18 protein-coding genes are annotated in these 19597 nt (G+C 67.5%); 6 read left to right on the top strand and 12 right to left on the bottom strand.

The window, feature by feature from the left end; genetic code table 11:
* Positions 1–14: 14 nt before the first annotated feature.
* From ACTJLD_RS12765 to ACTJLD_RS12735, 7 genes are all read right to left on the bottom strand, one after another.
* Positions 15–962: an ABC transporter substrate-binding protein gene (locus ACTJLD_RS12765; protein ID WP_322072363.1), complete on the bottom strand. Its 948-nt coding sequence runs from the start codon at positions 960–962 to the stop codon at positions 15–17.
* A gap of 56 nt (positions 963–1018) precedes the next feature.
* The gene (locus ACTJLD_RS12760; protein ID WP_027791642.1) at positions 1019–1579 is read right to left on the bottom strand and encodes a GNAT family N-acetyltransferase; all 561 of its coding nucleotides are present in this window, start codon (positions 1577–1579) and stop codon (positions 1019–1021) included.
* Between the two features lie 317 nt (positions 1580–1896).
* Positions 1897–2298: a type II toxin-antitoxin system MqsA family antitoxin gene (locus ACTJLD_RS12755; RefSeq protein ID WP_027791641.1), complete on the bottom strand. Its 402-nt coding sequence runs from the start codon at positions 2296–2298 to the stop codon at positions 1897–1899.
* A 2-nt stretch (positions 2299–2300) separates the two neighbouring features.
* Positions 2301–2597 carry a type II toxin-antitoxin system MqsR family toxin gene (locus ACTJLD_RS12750; protein WP_060085317.1) on the bottom strand — a complete coding sequence of 99 codons (297 nt, stop codon included), beginning with the start codon at positions 2595–2597 and terminating at the stop codon, positions 2301–2303.
* Positions 2598–2700: 103 nt separating this feature from the next.
* Positions 2701–3741, bottom strand: coding sequence for a succinylglutamate desuccinylase/aspartoacylase family protein (locus ACTJLD_RS12745; protein ID WP_027791639.1), 1041 nt, complete (start codon positions 3739–3741; stop codon positions 2701–2703).
* A gap of 254 nt (positions 3742–3995) precedes the next feature.
* Complete coding sequence (locus ACTJLD_RS12740) at positions 3996–4271, bottom strand: hypothetical protein (RefSeq protein WP_060359085.1); 276 nt, start codon at positions 4269–4271, stop codon at positions 3996–3998.
* Between the two features lie 243 nt (positions 4272–4514).
* Positions 4515–6065 carry a diguanylate cyclase domain-containing protein gene (locus tag ACTJLD_RS12735; RefSeq protein WP_440658917.1) on the bottom strand — a complete coding sequence of 517 codons (1551 nt, stop codon included), beginning with the start codon at positions 6063–6065 and terminating at the stop codon, positions 4515–4517.
* Between the two features lie 506 nt (positions 6066–6571).
* Here ACTJLD_RS12735 and ACTJLD_RS12730 point away from each other — a divergent pair.
* The 3 genes from ACTJLD_RS12730 to ACTJLD_RS12720 are packed head-to-tail and all read left to right on the top strand — an operon-like array spanning position 6572 to position 11426.
* Positions 6572–9448 (top strand): xanthine dehydrogenase family protein molybdopterin-binding subunit, encoded by a 2877-nt coding sequence (locus tag ACTJLD_RS12730; protein ID WP_440658916.1) that lies wholly within the window; start codon positions 6572–6574, stop codon positions 9446–9448.
* Positions 9445–10170, top strand: a complete 726-nt coding sequence (locus ACTJLD_RS12725; protein WP_440658915.1) for a (2Fe-2S)-binding protein — start codon at positions 9445–9447, stop codon at positions 10168–10170. The genes ACTJLD_RS12730 and ACTJLD_RS12725 overlap by 4 nt, the downstream gene beginning before the upstream one ends.
* Positions 10167–11426: a cytochrome c gene (locus tag ACTJLD_RS12720; RefSeq protein WP_060195694.1), complete on the top strand. Its 1260-nt coding sequence runs from the start codon at positions 10167–10169 to the stop codon at positions 11424–11426. The genes ACTJLD_RS12725 and ACTJLD_RS12720 overlap by 4 nt, the downstream gene beginning before the upstream one ends.
* An 89-nt stretch (positions 11427–11515) precedes the next feature.
* Here the strand turns inward: ACTJLD_RS12720 and ACTJLD_RS12715 are convergent, their stop codons facing one another.
* Positions 11516–11680 (bottom strand): hypothetical protein, encoded by a 165-nt coding sequence (locus ACTJLD_RS12715; RefSeq protein ID WP_166741936.1) that lies wholly within the window; start codon positions 11678–11680, stop codon positions 11516–11518.
* A gap of 202 nt (positions 11681–11882) precedes the next feature.
* Between ACTJLD_RS12715 and ACTJLD_RS12710 the strand changes: the two genes are divergently transcribed.
* The gene (locus tag ACTJLD_RS12710) at positions 11883–12347 is read left to right on the top strand and encodes a hypothetical protein (protein ID WP_060195696.1); all 465 of its coding nucleotides are present in this window, start codon (positions 11883–11885) and stop codon (positions 12345–12347) included.
* Positions 12348–12489: 142 nt separating this feature from the next.
* Here the strand turns inward: ACTJLD_RS12710 and pal are convergent, their stop codons facing one another.
* The 4 genes from pal to ACTJLD_RS12690 form a co-directional block, all read right to left on the bottom strand.
* Positions 12490–12981 carry a peptidoglycan-associated lipoprotein Pal gene (pal, locus tag ACTJLD_RS12705; RefSeq protein WP_027791632.1) on the bottom strand — a complete coding sequence of 164 codons (492 nt, stop codon included), beginning with the start codon at positions 12979–12981 and terminating at the stop codon, positions 12490–12492.
* A gap of 390 nt (positions 12982–13371) precedes the next feature.
* On the bottom strand, positions 13372–14568 hold the full coding sequence (locus tag ACTJLD_RS12700) for a porin (RefSeq protein ID WP_124532069.1): 1197 nt from the start codon (positions 14566–14568) through the stop codon (positions 13372–13374).
* Positions 14569–14847: 279 nt separating this feature from the next.
* Complete coding sequence (locus tag ACTJLD_RS12695) at positions 14848–15426, bottom strand: hypothetical protein (protein WP_440658914.1); 579 nt, start codon at positions 15424–15426, stop codon at positions 14848–14850.
* A gap of 186 nt (positions 15427–15612) precedes the next feature.
* The gene (locus ACTJLD_RS12690; RefSeq protein WP_321840088.1) at positions 15613–16605 is read right to left on the bottom strand and encodes a GlxA family transcriptional regulator; all 993 of its coding nucleotides are present in this window, start codon (positions 16603–16605) and stop codon (positions 15613–15615) included.
* Between the two features lie 336 nt (positions 16606–16941).
* On the opposite strand from ACTJLD_RS12690, the gene ACTJLD_RS12685 reads away from it, so the two are divergent.
* Positions 16942–17916, top strand: coding sequence for an NAD(P)H-dependent flavin oxidoreductase (locus ACTJLD_RS12685; RefSeq protein ID WP_027791628.1), 975 nt, complete (start codon positions 16942–16944; stop codon positions 17914–17916).
* Between the two features lie 539 nt (positions 17917–18455).
* Positions 18456–19562: an ATP-binding protein gene (locus ACTJLD_RS12680; RefSeq protein WP_021158777.1), complete on the top strand. Its 1107-nt coding sequence runs from the start codon at positions 18456–18458 to the stop codon at positions 19560–19562.
* Positions 19563–19597: the final 35 nt, after the last annotated feature.

Below are 19597 nucleotides of genomic sequence, written 5' to 3'. Positions count from 1 at the left end.
GGCGGGCGTGGCGCTCAGCTCTTCGGCAGCCCGGGCGGATTCGTGCGCGACTGGTCGATCGCCTCGGACGCGAGGTTCCAGCGGTCGAGCACCTGCTGGTAGCGGCCGTTCCTGATCAACCCGTTCAGCGCGACGGTCAGCGGATCGGCGAGCCCGCTGCCGCGGCGCGTCGCGATCGCGATGTCGGCCGTGCGCGGCCAGCCGCCGCTGATTGCGCCGACGAGCCGCGTCTTGCCTTGCTGCGCGCTCTGGTACGCGAGCACCGAGTTCACGCTGAACACGGCATCGGCACGGCCCGACTGCACGGCGACGATGCGCATCGCCTGGTCGTCGTAGTACTGGATCTGCACGGGTTTCAGCCCGTGCGCGACGTTCTCGCGGTCCCACGCGAGCAGGATCTTTTCCTGGTTGGTGCCGGCGTCGGTCACGACACGCAGCCCCGCGACGTCCTTCGGCTCGCGGATCGCCTGGATCTTGCTGTCGTTGCGCACGTAGAAGCCGACCTGGTCCTTGCGGTAGGTCGAGAAATCGAACTTCTGCTTGCGTTCCTCGGTGACGGTGACGTTCGAGATCACCGCGTCGACTTTTCCGGATTCGAGCGCGAGCGGCCAGTCGGCCCACGCGAGCGCGACGATCTTCAGCTTGCGGCCGAGGCTGTCGGACACGAGCTGGCCGACGTCGGCGTCGAAGCCGATCACCGTGCGAGCGTCGGTTGCATACGAACTGATCGGCGGCAGGCTCGGTGCGATGCCGATCGTCAGCGTGCCGGGTTCGGCGAACTTGAACGACGCGGGCACCGCGCGCTCGACTGCCGCATCCGCCACGCCGCGCGGGCGCCCGCGCTGTTCGGGGCTCAAGTCGAACGTGGCGGCGACCGCGGCCGCGGCGAACGCGGTCAGGCCAATCAACGCGGTGGCCAGCGTGCGCGCGGCACGGGAAGAGAACGGTACGGCTCGTTGCATGAAAGCGTCCTGTGGTGGCAAGCGGTAATCGGAGGAAGGCGGGGGCGCGGCGGCGGTCAGCGCGGCAGCGCCGGTTCGGGCACGGGCGCCCACAGGTCGGCCAGCGTCGACGTGCGCGACGGATCGGCGAGATCCTTGCCGAACCGCAGGTGGTAATGCACCTCGGGGGCGATCGACGAATCGAACAGCCGCGTATAGCCGGTGCGGTCGTACAGCGCCCATGCCTCGGGCTGGCGAAAACCGGTAGTCAGGTAGATGCGGCGATAGCCCTGCTGCGCGGCGCGCAGTTCGAGTGCCTCCACGATGATGCGTGCGAGGCCCTGGCGGCGCAGGTCCGCGCGGGTCCAGATGCGTTTGAGCTCGGCGGTCTGCGCGTCGTAGCGCTTGAACGCGCCGCCGCCGATCGTCTCGCCGTCGCGCAGCAGCAGCACGAATGCGCCTTCGGGCGGCGCGAACAGTTCGGCCGGGTAGCGCGCGAGCTCTTCGCGTGCGGACGCGTGGCTGTCGGGGCGATACGCGTTGTAACGGGTCGAATACTCGTCGATCAGTGCGTCGATCAGCGGTTGCGCGCGGACGTCGAGCGGCGTCGTGTCGATGATGCGGTCGGTCGTGGCCATGGGCATCGCGAAGGGCGCGCGATGCGGACGTTCCTGGCGGGGTGCGGGCACGCGGCCCGTCCGGTCTGTTCCGTTATCGCGACGCGGTTGTCGTGATGGCGGCGGCCGGTGCGTGTCCTGCTGGGATGCAGATGGCGGGCCGCCGCCGTTTTGAACACGTTAGCGGCGCGGCCGGCAAAGGCGAACGAAGCAATTTCGATAAGGATTTCGCGGCGGACGTCAGAAGGCTCGCAGCGGGAGTGGGGTGGCGATGACGGGGGGCATGCGCATGCATCGAAGCCGATGCACGCGCCTGCGCGATGCCGACATGCGAGCGCCTATGCGGCCCGGACTTCGGCGAGCAGATCGGGGTGACGATCGAGGATCTTCAGCAGTTTCACGAGGGCAAGCGGCGGATTCGTCTTGCCTGTTTCGTAACGGGAGAACGCGTTGACGCCGCCGCCGAAAAGCTCGGCCGCCTCGCGCTGGTCGAGCTTCAGCTTCTTGCGCACCTTCGCGATGTAATTCGGGTCGACGATGGTGGCGTTCACCTGCTTGTTGAACTCGCTGATCGCTTCGCCGAGACGGGTCGCTTCGTCGAGATCCAGTACCGATTCCCCGCAGGCCGGGCAGAACTCGCCGGTGACAGCGCGGACGACAGTCGACCGGCCCTTGTAGGTATAAGGGATGTCTCGCGTGTCGCGGACGAGCTTCGCGGCACCGCATGCAGGACATTTCATTTTCATCGCTCCTTGAAAGACACGATCAGCACATCGTCGATCACCGTCAGTTTCAGGTACACGTCGCCACGCACCGTCAACGGCCGGTAGACGTCCTGCCAGATCGTGTGGTCGGCGTACGTCGTCATGCTCTTGTGGAAGTCGAGGTCGGTCAGCGACATCACGACATCGAGCGCCTCCCGTTCCGTGAAACCCAGCTGCCGCGCGCCGAGTACCGCGCTCGCGGTCAACCGTACCTGGCCGGATTCGACCAGCGCCTTGACGAGGGTCAGCTTGCAATGAGGCCTTCTCTTTTCCATTCGCGATCTTAACCAAGTAAGTTAATTTGTCAAGTTGGTTAATGGCGAGCGCATGCGGTCCGCCATGACTGGCAGACCGCATGGAAAGGAGATGGATCCGGTTTTAGGCCGTCTGGCCGATGCTCGGCGGGGCCGACAACTCCGCCAGCTGGAACAGGCAATCGCCGCGCTGCACCTGTGCGGGCACGCGCTTGCACACCACTTCGCCGTCGCCCTTGAAGCGGTGCAGCACCGGCTCGCGCAGCGGCGTATCGGGGAAGTGCACCCACGCGGCCGGTTGCCCGGCCTTCACCTGGTCGCCGAGTTCGACGAGCGGCTCGTACAGCCCGCGCTCGTACGCATAGACGAAGTGGCGATCGCCGTCGACACGCATGAAGCGCGTGACGGTGGGCGGCGCGTCGGGCACGAGCGCGCCGCGCAGCAGGCCGATGTAACCGAGGTAGTGCAGCAGCCCGTGGCGACCGAGCCGGATCAGCGACGGGTCGGCCATGCCGGCACCGCCGAGTTCGGTCACGATCGAGATCGCGCCCTGGCGGCGCGCGGCCGAGGCCGAGTGCACGGGATTCGGCGCGTGCAGCAGCGCGTTCTGCAACCCGAACGCGACCAGCAGCCCGTTGAGCTTCGCGGCTTCGTCGGCGTCGAGCGGGTCGATCGCGAGCATGTTGCCGCCCTGGTACAGCAGCGAGCTGCCGCCCGAGTGCAGGTCGACCAGATACTGCGAGCGCGCCAGCAGGACATGCTCGATGTAGTGGGCGATCATCTGCGTCGGCGTGCCGGCCGGGTCGCCGGGGAAGCTGCGGTTCAGGTTGCCCTGGTCGAGCGGCGACACGCGCAGGCCCGCGTCCGCCGCCGGGAAATTCGCCATCGGCAGCAGGATCAGCTGCCCGCTGACCATCCCGGGCTCGATCTCGCGCATCAGTTGCGACACGATGATCTGGCCTTCGTACTCGTCGCCGTGGTTGCCGGCCATCACGAGCGCGACCGGGCCGTCGCCGTTGCGAATCGACGCGATCGGGATCGGCAGCCAGCCGTACGCCGAGCGGTGTACGGAATGCGGCAGCCGCAGGTAGCCCGCGTGCTTGCCTTGTGCGTCGAGATCGATTTCGCAGTGGATGGGATTGCGGTGTGAGGAGGAGGCGGTCATGGCGGCATCGTTCGATGAACGGAATCTGCCATCTTATCGGGAAACGACCGCTGCGCGCCGCGCCCGGCGCGAGCAGCGCCGAACGCCATCAGCCGGCAAGCGCATGGAGGCATGCGGGTGAGTTGCAAAGCCGATACGCGGAACCCGGTGCGATGTTGCGGCGGTGAACGCATGCCGGCATGCTGGCCGGCCGCATTCGGGCCTGGTGTTTCGCGCCGGCCCTTGCCGCGACGGGGCCGGCGTGCAAGGGCGGCTTACCGGCCCGATGTTTCAGCTTCGAGACGTCCTTCTTCCCACAGTGCCCAGAAACGGCTGCCGGCGCGATACGGATTCGCGCGGCGCTCGGCGTGATCGGCGATGCCCTGGCGAAACGCGCCGTACAGCGTCAGCGGCGGATTGTCGACGCATCGGGCTTCGCGTGCGGCCGGCATGCGGCGTTCGGAAACGAGCCGGCGGATCAGTGACGCGCCGTCGATCACATCCAGTTCGTCGATGGTTTCGCTGCGGCTGAGGACTTCGACGGTATTCATGTTGGGTCTCCCTGACCACCTGTTTCCCTGACAGGGAGCAATAAGAGTGCCAGGTTCGAAAAGCCCTGCGCTGCCTTGATCGTGCAGGCTTCTGCAGCCAACGTGACGGGTGGCGGGCGTCGATGTTACGGAACACGTCACGTGACACGCGAGCGCGCGACACCACGTGCGGTCACGTAAAGCGTTTCGGAATTGAATCGCCGGGAGGCGTCGACGCGGGAGAAAGAGGACTGCGCGGCCGGGTCAGCTCGCGGTGGCCGGCGTGACCCGGCTGCTGCCGCTCGAATAGAAGCGGTAGATGCCCTTGCCGGCCGATTTCGCGTCGTACAGCGCGCTGTCGGCCTGCCGGATCAGTTCGTCGGGGGAGCCGTGCCCGTCGTCGAGTGCGATGCCGATACTGATCCCCAGGATCACGGTCTCGCCGATCGACAGCGTGTACGGCGCCGAGATCTGCCGGATGATGCGCGCGGCGAGGAGCGAGCACGCCTGCATCGTCACGTCGTCAATCGCGACGACGAATTCGTCGCCGCCGATGCGCGCGGCCAGCTCGCCGGGCGGCAGCGTCTTGCCGAGCCGCTCGGCGACCTGCGTCAGCACGTCGTCGCCGGCCTGGTGACCGAACCGGTCGTTGATCGCCTTGAAGCCGTCGAGGTCGAGATACATGACGGCGAGCCCGGACTCCGGCGAGTGTGGCCGGCTCGCGAGCATCCGCTTGAGTTCCGCATGCAGTTCGTGGCGGTTCGGCAGACCCGTCAGCGCATCGTGCCGCGCGAGATGCCGGATGTGCTGTTCGGTCTGGCGGCGCGCGGTGACGTCCTCGACGATGATCACCGCGTTGCCGTCCGGCACGAGATGGCGCGTCAGTTCGAGCTGGCGGCCATCGGCGAGCACCAGGTCGAGCGGCGCGGGTTCGTCGCAGGCCAGCCAGATCTCGCACTGCGCGGCGAGACGGGCGCCGCCGGGATCGATCGCGTCGTTCGCGCCGAGCGCCGCGACGACGGCGGGCAGCGGCGTTTCGAGCATGATCTGGCGCGGCGAGCCGAACAGTTGCGCGGTACGCCGGTTCGCGACGATCACGCGGCGCTCGCCGTCGATCATGCACAGGCCGTGCGGCATGTAGGTGAGCGCGGCGTCGAAGCGCGCGACGAGTTCGGCGTTGCGCTGGCGCGCGGCAATCAGCGCGACGAGCACGCGATAGTGACGCTGGACGACCGTGCGCATCGCGGCGAGGTAGATCACGAGCGGCGGCAGCAGCAGCCACGCCCCCGGCCGGTGGGCCAGCAACGCGCCGATGCCGATCGGCAGCACGCCGACCGTGACCTGCGACATCGCGAGCCGGGGCAGCGCCGAATTGCGCGACGCGATCCCGCCGAACACGCCGCCCGCGACCATCACCGACAGCGTGCCGAGCTCGACGTCGACGGCCTGCACGCAGCCCATCACGCCGAGACCGAGCACGAAGCACGCGACGAGCGACACGGGCGCATAGCGCATCGCCCAGTATTCGGCGCGGTCGTCGCCGCCGTCGCGTTGAACCGTGTACGCACGCACGATCGAGAGCCGCGCGATGAGCAGGCCGACGTCGACGATCAGCCACGCGAGGCACCAGAGCTGCTGCAGCCGGATCAGCGCGACGGCCGCGACGAAGCCGCTCGCGAGCCCGGAGAGCGCCATCGGTCGGACGTCCTCGAACAGGGTAACGAGCATCGACGGGCGCAGCGCGGCCGTCACACGGTGGTTGCCGGAGGGGGGAGTGGCGAGAACGGAGTGCAGGAGAGATGCCCTGACTGCCATGGTTTTTGACCTCGACACGATGTCGCTTGATATCGCGATGGCTGGCGGCACCCGCACGGCACGTGGCGGAAGCCCGGCCAGGCCGGATGCGCACGACATTACCATGAAATACGGGCGGCGCGGGTCACCCGGATCGCCCGGCGGACCCGCGTGCCGCGTCGGCCACCAGTCGTAAAACCACGCCCACGAAAGTCTTGCGCATTCGCCGGCGCCGGGGCAGCATCGTCGCGAACCGAACGAGGCTCGGCGATCGACAGGAGACAGGCGCGTATCCGCCGGGCGCGGTCGACACGAACGAAACCGCCGCAAGCAGGCAGTCGATGCGACCGGATCGCCAACCGCGACCGGCTGTCGCAGCCCGGCTGAACACCGTTATAAGAAATTCAATAAGTATTTCATGCGGGAAATACTATAGGCGATATATCAAAAACAATGCCAGAATGCGCGCCGCTCCGAACGTCGCGACATCCGATCGCCGTCCGAGCCGTATCAGGAGGTTCCCCCCAATGAAAAACCACGGCCTGTCACGGCGGGGTTTTCTGAAAGCCAGCGTGCTGGCGGGCGTCGCAGTGTATGTCGCGCCCCTGGGCAGCCGCGCGTTCGCGGCGCTCTTCGAAGAAAAACTCCTCACCCCCGTCAAATGGGATAGCGTCACCGGCATCCCCCAATTCCGCATCGACGGCATCGCGAAGGTCACGGGCTCGAAAGTGTTCGCCCGTGACGTGCGCGCAGCCGACATGCCGCACTGGCCGCAGCAGCAGTCTCATGCGCTGATCCTGCGCGTCACGCAGGCCGACCGCACGTACGAAGGCTTCGATCTTTCGCTGCTGGGCGACGAACTGAAACCGGACCGCGTGGTCACGGCCGACGATCTCGTGCGCGACGGCGTCGCGTTTCCGGCGTTCTACGGCGACGACATGCTGCTGCCCGCCGGCAAGACGCCCGCGTATCTCGGCCATGCGGTCGCGATCCTCATCTACCACGACTTCGCGCGCTTCCGCTTCGCGAAGAACGCGCTCAAGTTCCGCGACGACGTGATCCGCTACGGCGCGGTCACGGGCCCGCTCGAGCGCGATCCGTGGGGCACCTTCCGCTACGTGCGCGTGGGCGGCAAGACGGCCTACGACGACGATGTCTATTCGAGCCTGAAGGACGCGCCGATCTTTCCGAGCATGATGCGCAAGCACCTGCCGGTGTGGCCGGACGGCAAGGAGCACGGCAAGCTCGACGAGCAGGGCATGTTCCTGGCCGGGCAGATTGCCGACGAGCTCGACCATCCGTCGGCCGACTGGCTCGTGTTCGACCGCGAGTACAACACGCAGTCGGTCGACACCTCCGCGCTCGAACCGGACAACGCGAACTGCTGGTACGACGCCGCGACGCAGTCGCTGCACCTCGTCGTGCCGACCCAGTCGCCGCTCGAAGTGGCGGAGAACGCGGCTGCGATGGTCGCGAAGTGCCGCTTCCCGGTGAAGAAGCTGTTCGTGCATCCGTGCTACACGGTCGGCTACGGCTCGAAGGATCACTTCAACGTGCCGTTCTACGGCCTCGTCTGCGCGCTGTACGCGGACGGCCGCCCGGTGCGTTTCGCGAACGACCGCTACGAACAGTTCCAGACGTCGCTGAAGCGTCACGCGTTCAAGATGCATTACCGGATCGCGGTGGACCGCAACACGGGCCTGCTGCAGTCGTTCAAGGGCGACTTCGAGGCGAACGGCGGCGGGCGCTCGAACTTCTCGCCGTCGGTCGCGATGGTCGGCGCGACGGCCGCGCAATCGATCTACTACTTCCCGAAGAGCGACCTCGCGGCCGTGGCGATTGCATCGCGCGCGATCGACGCGGGCTCCGCGCGCGGCTACGGCACACTGCAGAGCATGGCGGCGACCGAGATGGCGGTCGACGAGATCGCCGCGCAGCTGAACATCGACCCGATCGATTTCCGCCTGCGCAACGCGCTGCGTTCGGGGATGAAGAACACGCAAGGGGCGATTCCCGCCGGCGCGCTGCGCGTCGACGAGGTGCTCGAGCGCTCGAAGCAGCATCCGCTGTGGACGCGCCGCGCCGCGCGCAAGGCCGAATACGAGGCGGCGAACCCGGGCAAGCGCTACGGCGTCGGCTTCGCGTGCGTGCAGAAGGACTTCGGCACGGGCGCGGAAGCGTCGTTCGCGAAGGTCGAATTCGACGAGAACGGCAAGGTGTCGCTGCGCCACACGGCTGCCGAGATCGGCACCGGGATGTCGACGTCGCAGGCCGTGGCGGTCGTGAAGTGGCTCGGCCGTCCGGCGACGGACGTGCAGGTCGCCGTGACCGAATGGCCGGACCTGCCGGTCGAGACCAGCGGCGATCCGTACATCATGTCGCAGGCCGACCAGGATCGCCTGAGCGCGAACCCGCGCTGGTCGCCGAGCTATGCGTCGCCGTCGAGCGCGACGAACTCCGCGTACTACTTCACGCACAGCACGCGCGAAGCCGCGCGCGCGGTGTTCCGCTACGGCCTGTGGCCGGCGGCGATGTCGATCTGGACGCGCGGCCTCGGCGGCGGCCAGGCCGCGCCGTACACGATCCGCATCGAGGACGCGCGCTGGGTCGACGGCAAGCTGACCGCCGACGGCCTCGAGCCGCTGTCGTTCGAACAGCTCGCGAAGCAGGCGCATGCGCTCGGCCTGCCGACCGGCGCCGTCGTGCACGTGTTCAACCGCTGGCAGTGGACCGACGCCGAGTTCGAAGTGGGCGGCGTGGTCGATCGTTTGCCGATCGACGGGCTGTCGCTGCGCGTCGGCGCACCGAAGACGGGCGACAACGGCCCGGTGCCCGGCACCGCCGCGCCTGCCGGCGCGACCGCGATGCGCGGCACGCTGGCGCCGACCGCGAACGGCTACCGCGTGCTGGACCGCAAGCGCGTGTTCATCCCGCCGACGAGCCGCAACAACGCGGCCGTCACGTACTACACGGCGGTCGGCACGCTGGTCGAGCTGGCCGTGCATGAAGCGTCCGGCAAGGTCGAGCTGCTCACGCATCACTCGATCATGGAATGCGGCAACCAGATTTCGCCGCAGCTCGTGTCGGGCCAGTTGCAGGGCGGTCTCGCGATGGGTATCGGCCACGCGTTGCACGAATACCTGCCGCTGTATGAAGACGGCCCCGGCAACGGCACGTGGAACTTCAACCGTTACCAGCTGCCGCGCGCGTCCGACGTCGCCGTCTGGACGCAGACGGGCGACGTGCTGCCGCCGCTGTCCGAGACCGATCCGCCGAAGGGCGTCGCCGAAGTGGTGATGATCCCCGTCGTCGGCGCGATCGTGAACGGCATCGCGCACGCGATCGGCCATCGTTTCACCGACCTGCCGGTGACCCCGCAAAAGATTCAGGAGGTGCTCGCATGACGACCGCCCAAACCGCGGCTTCGGCCGCGAGCGCCAGCGCCGCTGCGACCGGCGCTTCCGCACCGGCCCAGGCTTCGGCCGTCCCGGACTCTGCACCGGCCTCGGCCCCGGCTGTGCCGGCATCGGCACCGGCACCGGCACCGGCACCGGCCGCCGTCGAGCGTCCGCTCGTCCGGTTCCAGTCGAAACCGTTGTCGATCAACATCAACGGCAAGTCCGTCGGCCCGATGCAGGTGCCGGAAGGGCTGATGATGATCGAGTTCCTGCACGAATACGCGGGCCTCACCGGGTCGCGGCTCGGTTGCGGGCAGGGCATCTGCCACGCGTGCGTCGTGATCGTCGACAAGCCGGACGGCACGAGCGAGGAAATGCGCACCTGCATCACCGGCGCGCATTTCTTCCACGGCCGCACGATCCGCACGATCGAAGGCCACGCGAAGCGCAACGAAGCGGGCGAAGTGGTCGAGCTGTCGCCGATCCAGCAGAAGTTCCTCGAGCACTTCAGCTTCCAGTGCGGCTATTGCACGCCGGGCTTCGTCAACGCGGCGACCGTGCTGATCGAACGCTTGAAGCGCGAGCCGGTTGCGAAGGCCGACGTCGAGCGCACGATCACCGAGGCGCTCGATGCGCACCTCTGCCGCTGCACGGGCTATGTCCGCTACTACGAAGCCGTCAAGGACGTGGTGCTGACGACGCCGGGACTCGTGAAGGACGCCGCATGAAACGCACATTCGCTCATCGTGTCGCGCGGGCCGCGGGCCTCCCCGTGCTCGCGGCGGCTTGCGCGCTGCTGCTCGCCGCATGCGGCGGCCACGACGCACCGGCCTCGAACGCCGCTTCCGGCGCGCCCGGTGCCGACCCGGTCGCGCGCGGGCGCTATCTCGTCAAGGCCGCCGACTGCGCGGCCTGCCACACCGCGAAGGACGGCGCGCCGTTCGCCGGCGGCGCGCCCCTCGAATCGCCGTTCGGCACGTTCTACGGCTCGAACATCACGCCGGACAAGGATCACGGGATCGGCAGCTGGAGCGCGGACGATTTCTACGCCGCGCTGCATGACGGCAAGGCGCCGGGCAAGCGCCTGTATCCGTCGATGCCGTACACGTCGTACCGGCAGCTCACGCGTGCCGATTCCGACGCGATGTACGCGTACCTGAAGACCGTCAGGCCGGTCGCGCAGGGAAACCGCGAGCACGAGCTGAAGTTCCCGTACAACCTGCGTTTCGGGATGGTCTTCTGGGACATGGTGTTCCTGAAGGACAGCCTGCCCGATGCCTCGACCGGCCAGTCTGCCGACTGGCAGCGCGGCCGCTATCTGGCGGGTGCGCTCGGCCACTGCGCGGAATGCCACACGCCGCGCGCGTTCACGGGCCAGCTCGACAGCGCGAAGCCGTTCGCGGGCGCGGCGCTCGGCCGCGTGGCCGCGCCCGACATCACGCCGGCCGGCCTTGCCGCGCGCGGCTGGACGGGCGCCGACCTGCAGACGTTCTTCGGCGTCGGCATCGCGCCGCAAGGCTCGGCATTCGGCGAGATGTACCCGGTCGTGCACCTGAGCACGCAGTACATGACGAAGGACGACCTGCGTGCGCTGTCCGTGTACCTGCTGGGCGACACGCCGCCCGCGCCGCAACCGGTGAAGCCGGTGTCGGCCGACGCCGCGCAGCTCGCGGCCGGCCGCTCGGTGTATCTCGCGGTCTGCGCGGGGTGTCACGGCTTCAACGGCGAAGGCAAGCCGCACGTGGCGGTACCGATGAACGGCAATTCGACGGTGCGCCAGGGCGATCCGCGCAACCTGCTGGTCGCGATGCTCGACGGCATCGGCGAGCAGAAGTTCGCCGGGTTCGAGAACCTGCAGCCGATGCCCGGTTTCGCGCACACGCTGAGCGACGACGAACTCGCGCAGCTCGCGAACTACCTGCGTGCGACGTGGGGCGGCCAGCCGGCGAGCGTCACGCCGGCCGACGTGAAGGCCATGCGTTAAGTCGTGCCGCCGGGCGGGGCGTCGCGCGCGATTCAGCCGGTTTCCGGTGCTCGTGCGCGACGCGTCGCCCGACTGCTCGCGGCGGTTCTTCAGTAGCCGCTGCCTCCTCCGCCACCGCCCGTACCTCCCGCGCCACTGCCGCCGTACCGGCTCATGCCCGGCCCTTGCGGCGCGCCGCCACCCGACGTACAGCCTGCCGACAGCACGAGCACCAGCGCCGCGATCAGCGCCGCGGCCAACGTTGCGGATCTCATTTCCACCTCCTTGCAACGCGCAGGCCGCGGGAAAGGCCGGTTCGCATGAACCGTGCGTCTGCGCGCTGAAGAAACGTTTCGGGCGGGCCGTTTATTCCATGCCTTTTGCGGATCGTCGAACGCGAGGGGGCGGATCGGTGTCGTCGCACGGTGTGTTGATACACTGCGGCACGCCGCCATTCCGGTTCCAACCACGAAAAACATGAGTGCCACCGCTGAACGTCCGTCGTCGCGTCCGTTTCGTCCCGCCGTGCTCGGCTGCGTGTCGTTTGCCGTCGGCGGCCCGCTGGTCGCATCGCTCGTCTGGCCGGCCGTGATGCTGGTCGGGTGGTCGTTGATCGACGGCCCGTCGTGGGAGGAACTGAAAGTCAGCGCCGGCATGGTTCCGCTGATCTTCTTTGCGTCGTTCCTGTTCGGCTATTTCCTGCCGGCGGCCGTGACCGGCGGCATCATGGGCGCAATCGGCACGCGGCTGCGGCGGCGCTGGTTCGTGCTGCTGGGGATGGTCGTCGGCGCCGGCGCGATGATCGGTTTCGTCGAACTCGAGGATTACCTGATGAAAATCGACCAGTTCAGCGACATCGACGCGATCGCCACGCTCGATGCGATCGTGACGTCGGCCGTGATGTCGCACTGGCTGCATCGCCGGCTCGATCGCCGGCGTTGAGCACGAAGCGTTGCGCGATCGGTCGCCTTCGCGTCGATCGCGTGCATGCGGCGGGCAGGGGCGGCACCGCGCGGCCGCTTGCGCGACCAGCGGGCTGCCATGCCGTTCCTGAAGCGAATGCCGCCGTCACGGCGGCCCGGGATCAACGATAGACGAGATCCGCGCGGCGGTTCTGTGCCCACGAATCCTCGTCGTGGCCGAGCGCGACCGGCTTTTCCTTGCCGAGGCTGACCGCCTCGAGTTGCGTGGCTTGCACACCGAGCGTTTCGAGCGCGCTCAGCACGGCCTGCGAACGGCGTTGGCCGAGCGCGAGGTTGTATTCGGACGTGCCGCGTTCGTCGGTGTTGCCCTGGATCAGCACGTGCCGCGCCGGATGGCTGCGCAGGTAGTCGGCGTGTGCCTGCAGCAGCGACTGGTATTCGGGCTTGACGGAGTACTGGTCGAAATCGAAGTAGATGCTGCGCTTCGCGAGCGGGCTGTTCGGATTGTTGAGCTCGTCGGCCGTCACCGTTGCGACGGCTTCGCTCGAGGGCGCGGGCTCCATGCCGGCATTCTCGGGTGTCTTGGCCGCATGGTGGCAACCGGCCAGCAGTACGACGGTTGTCAGGACCGCAAATCGGTTCGTTTTGCTCATCGTTCGTCTCCAGCGGTTGACTGCATTGAACGCGTGGGGCGTGCGATCGGCACGCCCGTATCCGGCCGAACGGCGCGAAAGATCCGGCATCTACGACGTGAATCCCGTTCGTAAGCCGGTGGTGCGCCATATGAAAGAGTGTTGCGGCCGGAACGCCAAATTTCGGCGTCGCTGCAAACAGATTAGGAAAAATGTCACAGCGTGACCAGTTTCTCCGCATTTTTTTGCGTCGGCGCGACAGACCGGGCGGCATTCGTGCCGTCACGCGGCGCGATGCCATTTGTGCAAAGGCCGCGCACGGGCACGGCCTTTGCTGCTCGGGGCATGACGCTCGAGCGGTGCCGAAACGCATGCCTTGCGCGGATGGCGTAGCGACGCCGTGCTTCGTCTTCAGAACTTGTGCCGCAGCCCCAGTGCGACGACGACCTGGTTGCTGTTCGCCGACGGCGTGAGCGTCCAGACGGTCGCGTTGAACGCGGGGTTGCCGTTGCCGCCGCTCACGCTCTGGTAGACCCCCTCGAGATACGCGTCCGTGCGCTTCGACAGCGCATAGTCGGCTTGCGCGACGACCTGGTTCCATTTCGGCCGCGTCTGGCCGGTGCGCGTGTCGAAGCGGCCCATCGTGTACGTGTACGCGGCCGAGAGGCTCAACGCACGCGTGACGGCGAAGCGCCCGTCGACCGAGAAGTTGTCGAACACCAGCGATTCCCCCTTCAACGGCGTGATGCCGCTGCCCTGGAGCACGCCCGCCACGCCGTCGGTGGTCGAGTGCGACCACGCGGCGCCGACCGAATGCGGCCCGAACGCATAACGGCCGGCCGCGGCCCAGATCTGCTGGTTGCCGCCCGTGATCGTCGCCGAGCCGTCGACCGTGCTGAGCGCACCGTTCGGGTTCGGCGCATTGCGGTCGCGGCTGATCTTCAGGTAGCCGGCGCCGAGCTTCAGCGGCCCGTTCGCGTACGACACGCCCGCGCTCCATGCCGCGTTGTTGGCGAACTGGCCGGCCGTGTTCGAGAAGCCGTACATCGCGCCGAACCTCAGCCCGCGATACGTCGGGCTCGTGTACTTCACCGCCTGGTTGATGCGGAGGTTGCGGTTCGAATCGTCGTTGTCGTACGGATGAACCGCGAGGTTGCCGCCCCAGCCGGGGCCGGACGCGCCGAGCGGCGTCACGAAATCGAGGATCAGGTCGTACTGGCGGCCGAACGTGAGCTCGCCGGCCGTCTTCGAGCTCACGCCGACCCATGCCTGGCGGCCGAACATGTCGACGCCTTTCTGCGACAGCGCGCCGGTGGTGCCCGAGAAACCGTTCTCGAGCCCGAAGATCGCGGCCATCCCGCCGCCGAGATCCTCGCGGCCGCGCAAACCCCAGCGCGATGCGTTCAGGGCGCCGCTCGTCATCGCGACGGTGCCGCTGCCCGGCGAGCCGGCGCCGTGCGTGCGCTGGTTGGTCGCGTAGGTGATCGACGTGTCGATCAGGCCGTACAGCGTCACGCTGCTCTGCGCGTGTGCGCCGTCCGACGCGAAGGCGGTCAGGCAAGTGGCAATGGCGGTCCCCGCGAGTCGCGTGCTGGCGTGTTTATTCATCTTGTAGGAATGCAAAGGAGTTTTTTATCACTTTACCGGCGCGGTGGCCGGCGGATCGAGCGGCCATTATTGGAGATCGCGCGGCGGTCGATTAAGGCGTTGCACAGGAAAGGTCCTCTGCGAAATCGCGTGGAATCGCGGCGGGACGAAGGCGGGGAGGGGGCGGTTCGGCGGGAAACCCGTCGCCGGGTTTGCGATGCGTTCGAGGGTTCGGCGGGAAGTCAGGTGATTCAGTTGACCATCGCGTGATCGTCCGTCGGGCGATGGCCGACGGGGAGCCTAGCGGCGGGCAACCGGCAGCGCGGCTTCGATGCCACCGCCGCGATACGCGGCACGAACGGCGACCGCCCTGGCTTCGAGCGCTTCCGGTGAGAGCCAGGGCCGCAAGCGGACCGCGACGCGCGGCAACGCGGCAAGCTGATCGCGCAGGCGCACGATCGACCGGCAGCCACGGAATGCCGACGACCCGGCGTCGGAGCCGCACGCGGCTTCCGCAAGCTCGGCCGCCCACTCGACGCCGCGGTGGCGCCTGACTTCGTCGAGGTGCGGCAGATGGCGCGCATCGCCCGATAACGCGATCAACAGCGCGGCCCAGTGCGCGCCGCGCCATCCAGCGTTCATGTCGTCCGTGAGGTCGGCCAGCAGCGTGTCGTCCAGCACGGACAGGCTTTGCTGGCACAGGTAGTGGAAGTCGAGCGGCTGGTAGCGGACCTGCGGGTAGTCGCGCAGCACATGGCCGAGTTCGGCGCCGGTCTCGACAGCAGCAGCCAGGAACCGTTCGGCCGGAGCCGGGCGGTTCAGCTGCAGCGTCGGCACGCTCCGGTAGAGCCGGTAGATGTCGTCGGGGTGATAGTGCATCGCGAATGTCGGGGTGATCGACCGGCGCGCGCGGCGCACCGTTCAGGTTGTCTGCTGATCGCCGGGCAGCAGCGCCGTATGACGCCGCTGCATTTCATCGGGCTCGACCGCTTCGATCGTGGGCCCGATCGGCCAATCGTAACCGAACGGGTCGCGAATCTTGCCGGGGCGCTCACGTCGCGTTGTCTACGATTCCCCCGAGGGGCGAAAGCGATCGCGGTATGCGCCGGGGCTGAGGCCGACTTTGTCCTTGAACAGTCGGCAGAACGAGCTGGTATCGCTGTATCCCACCTGGGCCGTAATCCGCTCGAGGCTGAGATCGCCGGCCTCCAGCAAGCCGCGCGCGGCTTCGATGCGCAGGTTCTGCAAATACCGCAATGGCGGCTGATTCAGCGCCGCGCGGAATCGGCGGATGATCGTGCGCTCGCTCACGCCGAGCTCATGCGCCATTTCCGACATCTTCACGTCCTTCGTCATGTGCTTCTGCAGCCAATACTGCGCGCGGTGAACCAACGAGTCGGCGTGTTCCTTGTCCGCCAGCAACGGGAGATACGGCAACTGCTTCGTCTGGCTGACGTCGATCAGCATCGTCTTCGCGCACTGCGCGGCGATGGCCGCGCCGCAGAAGCGCTCGATGACATGGATGGTCTGCAGCAGGTAGGACGCCGATGCCCCGGCACAGATCAGGCGGTCGGCTTCGGTGACGACGGGTTCCAGCTGAAGGTCGACGCGGGGAAACCGGCTGCGGAACTGATCGGCCAGCCACCATGTGGTCGTCGCGGGCCGTTCGTCCAGGAGGCCGGTTCTGGCCAGGACGAACGTGCCGGTGCAGTTCGCCGCAAGGTAGGCCCCCGCGTTCCATTGCGAAACCAGCCAGTCGCATGCGGCCGACTGTCGTGCCAGCAACCGGTCGAAGGCCTTGCCGCTTGCGTAATGCGCACTGGGAATGAAAACCAGGTCGAACTTCTCGCGCGGCCGGATCGGCTCCGTGTTCAGTTGCAAGCCGTTGCTCGCCATGACCGGCTTCCCCGTCGGAGAAACGAACCGCCATTCGAACTGCGCATTGCCGTCGCCCCTTTGCCGCCGCCAGTGCGCGTTCGCGATCTGCAGGATGTCGGCGAACCCGCCCAGGCTGGACGCGTAGCAATCGTCATACGCAAGAATGGCGGCGCGGGGCATGATGTGTCGGATATCGCATTCGATGTGTCAGTTTCGCCAATGTACGGCAGTTCGGCCCGCGAGGAAACTGGTCGTGTCAACCTGGCGCCGGTTGGCGGGCAGCGACAGAATCGCCATGCGGCCGGCAGCGAGGGGGAGGCGGCATCGTGTGCCGTCCGGGCCGCGAGAAGGCAAATGGGGCCGCCCGCGGGTACCGCCAGGCGCATTCGTTGCCCGGCAGCGTGGATTTCCGTCGGCTTCGCATCGCCGATTCAGCCGCGCAGTGACGCGCGTCGGGGCCGCAACGCGTGCCCTGCATGCGAAGGCGCTTTCGTCTCAACCTGAACCGCAAACATCATGAAAACCAGGATCACCGAACTCTTCGGCATCGACTATCCGATCATCCAGGGCGGCATGCACCATGTCGGGTACGCGGAGCTGGCCGCAGCAGTCTCCAACGCCGGCGGACTCGGCATCATCACCGGCCTGACCCAGCGATCGCCGGCCGATCTGGCCGCTGAAATCCGGCGTTGCCGCGAAATGACCGACAAGCCGTTCGGCGTAAACCTCACGTTCCTGCCGACCGTCACGTCCCCCGACTATCCCGGCTATATCCGGGCCATCGTCGAAGGCGGGGTCAAGGTGGTCGAAACGGCCGGCAACAACCCGCAGCCCTACCTGGCCGCGCTCAAGGAAGCGGATATCAAGGTGATCCACAAGTGCACGTCGATTCGCCACGCGCTGAAGGCCGAGTCCATCGGCTGCGATGCGGTCAGCGTCGACGGATTCGAGTGCGGCGGCCATCCGGGCGAGGACGACATTCCGAACTTCATTCTGCTGCCACGCGCCGCCGAGGAACTCAGGATTCCGTTCGTGGCCTCCGGCGGCATGGCGGACGGCCGGTCGCTGGTTGCGGCACTTTCGCTCGGCGCGGACGGCGTCAACATGGGAACGCGCTTCGTCGCCACCCGCGAGGCGCCGGTGCACGAGAACGTGAAGCAGGCGCTGGTCGCGGCCTCCGAACTGGATACACGCCTGGTCATGCGCCCGTTGCGCAATACCGAGCGCGTGCTGCGCAATGCCGCGGTCGATCGCATTCTCGAAAAGGAAAGCAGGCTCGGCGCCGGCATCCGGTTCGACGATATCGCCGAAGAGGTCGCCGGCGTGTATCCGCGCATCATGAAGGAGGGCGCGCTCGATGCGGGCGCGTGGTCGTGCGGGCTGGTCGTCGGCCTGATCCGCGATATCCCGACCGTGAAGGAACTCGTCGAGCGCATCGTGAGCGAGGCGACGGAGATCATCCGCAGCCGCCTGGCACGTATCGCGGTTTGATCCGGATCGGCGACACGGGATGCCGCCGGCGCGATGCCGGCGAGGATTCGTGCGGGATGTGGTCGACGAGGGCCAACCGGGGGACCGCGGCGATGACCGAAAGCCTGCGGTTGGTGGCCGCTGTGTCGATGTAGAGTCCGTCGCGTCGTCGGTTCCGGTCGCCTCGCGGCGCGACCGGACTCGAGCACCCTGTCCGTCATGACCTGAATCACTTCACGACGGCCGGGTGCTCGTGTGTTCAATGACTTCCCGTTGTCGAATCGGGTAACCCGGGTTGGCTGATTCCGCTTTCTCCTCGGGCAGCGCCCCCCGGACATCATCCGGATTCCAGCCTGGCCGACGCCACCGCGTTGCGCCACGCGAGCCCGATGCGGTTTCTCCCGGGCTCGGCGCATCGCAAGCCGGCGCCCGCTCCGGCGATCGGCCCATGAGATGACAAATACCGTCATCGACGGATCGCGATCTTGCGTGCGGCGATATAATTCGCGCTCCGAGGGCCTTCGAGCCCGACCGCGAATACAAGACAAGAAGAAGCAGACATGGCTCCGTCTCAACCGCATGCATTGCAGCGACCGCCCGCTGAAGTCCTGTATGCCGATCAGCTCGCGCAGCTGAAGGCGCAGGATGGCGCCCAACCACGCCCGCCGGGCTGGCAACTGAGTCTGACGGCCGCCCGCGCATTCATTGCCGGCGATCGCTCGCTCGGCATCGCGCCGAAGGTGGTCGCGCCGATCGCGAGCATCGAGCGCATGCTCGTCACGCTCGCCACCGGGCGCGGGCTGATGCTGGTCGGCGAGCCGGGCACCGCGAAATCGATGCTGTCCGAGCTGCTGGCGGCCGCGATCAGCGGCACGTCGACTTTGACGATCCAGGGCGGCGCATCGATCACCGAAGACCAGATCAAGTACGGCTGGAACTATGCGTTGCTGATCAACGAAGGGCCGAGCCCGCGCGCGCTCGTGCCTGCGCCGCTGTACCAGGGCATGCACGACGGCCGGATCGTGCGCTTCGAGGAAATCACGCGCGCGCCGCTGGAAGTGCAGGACTGCCTGCTGGGCATGCTGTCGGATCGCGTGATGGCCGTGCCCGAACTGCACGGCGAACACGGGATGCTGTACGCGCGCGAGGGCTTCAACATCATCGCGACCGCGAATACGCGCGACCGCGGCGTGAACGAGATGAGCGCGGCGCTCAAGCGGCGCTTCGATTTCGAAACCGTGTTTCCGATTCTCGACTTCGACAGCGAACTCGCGCTCGTGCGCGAAGCCAGCGCGCGCCTGCTGGCCGGCAGCGGCATTCCGGCGGCCGTGCCGCAGCCGGTGCTGGAACTGCTGGTCACCACGTTTCGCGATTTGCGCGGCGGGGCCGGCGATGCGGCGGGCAGCGACGGCGCGATGGACCGGCTGACGGCGGTGATGTCGACGGCCGAAGCGGTGAACGTCGCGCATGCGGTCGGCGTGCGCGCATGGTTTCTCGAGCAGCGCGAAGGGTCGCCGCAGGATCTCGTCGACTGCATCGCCGGCACCGTGGTCAAGGACAACGCCGACGACCGCGCGAAGCTGCGCCGCTATTTCGAACAGAAGGCCGCCCGGCGCGAAGGGGCGCACTGGCGCGCGTACTACGCGGCACGCCACCGTCTGCCGTGACGCGCGACATGAGTACGACCGATCGCGGCGGCATG

Source organism: Burkholderia sp. 22088, assembly GCF_052045915.1.
In the GTDB taxonomy this organism is placed as follows: domain Bacteria; phylum Pseudomonadota; class Gammaproteobacteria; order Burkholderiales; family Burkholderiaceae; genus Burkholderia; species Burkholderia cepacia.
Note: the sequence above shows the minus strand (reverse complement) of the source record. Positions and strands in the feature narration are given on the sequence as shown.

Excerpts from the sequence above, each read along its gene's own strand:
- ACTJLD_RS12760 (WP_027791642.1), bottom strand. The coding sequence starts at position 1,579 with ATGGCCACGACCGACCGCATCATCGACACGACGCCGCTCGACGTCCGC.
- ACTJLD_RS12695 (WP_440658914.1), bottom strand. The coding sequence starts at position 15,426 with ATGCACTATCACCCCGACGACATCTACCGGCTCTACCGGAGCGTGCCG.
- ACTJLD_RS12720 (WP_060195694.1), top strand. The coding sequence starts at position 10,167 with ATGAAACGCACATTCGCTCATCGTGTCGCGCGGGCCGCGGGCCTCCCC.
- ACTJLD_RS12715 (WP_166741936.1), bottom strand. The coding sequence starts at position 11,680 with ATGAGATCCGCAACGTTGGCCGCGGCGCTGATCGCGGCGCTGGTGCTC.
- ACTJLD_RS12730 (WP_440658916.1), top strand. The coding sequence starts at position 6,572 with ATGAAAAACCACGGCCTGTCACGGCGGGGTTTTCTGAAAGCCAGCGTG.
- ACTJLD_RS12690 (WP_321840088.1), bottom strand. The coding sequence starts at position 16,605 with ATGCCCCGCGCCGCCATTCTTGCGTATGACGATTGCTACGCGTCCAGC.
- ACTJLD_RS12750 (WP_060085317.1), bottom strand. The coding sequence starts at position 2,597 with ATGGAAAAGAGAAGGCCTCATTGCAAGCTGACCCTCGTCAAGGCGCTG.
- pal (WP_027791632.1), bottom strand. The coding sequence starts at position 12,981 with ATGAGCAAAACGAACCGATTTGCGGTCCTGACAACCGTCGTACTGCTG.
- ACTJLD_RS12745 (WP_027791639.1), bottom strand. The coding sequence starts at position 3,741 with ATGACCGCCTCCTCCTCACACCGCAATCCCATCCACTGCGAAATCGAT.
- ACTJLD_RS12765 (WP_322072363.1), bottom strand. The coding sequence starts at position 962 with ATGCAACGAGCCGTACCGTTCTCTTCCCGTGCCGCGCGCACGCTGGCC.
- ACTJLD_RS12685 (WP_027791628.1), top strand. The coding sequence starts at position 16,942 with ATGAAAACCAGGATCACCGAACTCTTCGGCATCGACTATCCGATCATC.
- ACTJLD_RS12740 (WP_060359085.1), bottom strand. The coding sequence starts at position 4,271 with ATGAATACCGTCGAAGTCCTCAGCCGCAGCGAAACCATCGACGAACTG.
- ACTJLD_RS12710 (WP_060195696.1), top strand. The coding sequence starts at position 11,883 with ATGAGTGCCACCGCTGAACGTCCGTCGTCGCGTCCGTTTCGTCCCGCC.
- ACTJLD_RS12680 (WP_021158777.1), top strand. The coding sequence starts at position 18,456 with ATGGCTCCGTCTCAACCGCATGCATTGCAGCGACCGCCCGCTGAAGTC.
- ACTJLD_RS12725 (WP_440658915.1), top strand. The coding sequence starts at position 9,445 with ATGACGACCGCCCAAACCGCGGCTTCGGCCGCGAGCGCCAGCGCCGCT.
- ACTJLD_RS12755 (WP_027791641.1), bottom strand. The coding sequence starts at position 2,298 with ATGAAATGTCCTGCATGCGGTGCCGCGAAGCTCGTCCGCGACACGCGA.
- ACTJLD_RS12735 (WP_440658917.1), bottom strand. The coding sequence starts at position 6,065 with ATGGCAGTCAGGGCATCTCTCCTGCACTCCGTTCTCGCCACTCCCCCC.
- ACTJLD_RS12700 (WP_124532069.1), bottom strand. The coding sequence starts at position 14,568 with ATGAATAAACACGCCAGCACGCGACTCGCGGGGACCGCCATTGCCACT.